Below are 275 nucleotides of genomic sequence, written 5' to 3' on the forward strand. Positions count from 1 at the left end.
TGCGTAAATTTCAAAGTTCTTTGTTTGTCTTGCTGTTTTCACAGCACTTGTTGAACCTTTAATTGTGACATTGACTGTCTGCGGCACACCAGTGACGACATACTTCTCGTCATCATAATACGCTTTAACAGGAATGTCCGTTAAGGTTGCTTCATCTGTTGTCGATGTTGGGAAAAAGGATTCACCGATTTTTTTCGGCGTGGGCGCTTGCGCTGAATTGACTGCACCATACAGCAATAAAGCGAAGACCAATGCAAGAAACTTAACGGCCCAGC

1 protein-coding gene is annotated in these 275 nt (G+C 43.6%); it reads right to left on the reverse strand.

All coding sequences use genetic code 11. From position 1 onward, the window contains the following. The coding region (locus RAD04_RS38675; RefSeq protein ID WP_461627969.1) for a CdaR family protein at positions 1-275 on the reverse strand (275 nt) is incomplete at both ends.

Source organism: Bradyrhizobium sp. 25ACV (assembly GCF_054863005.1).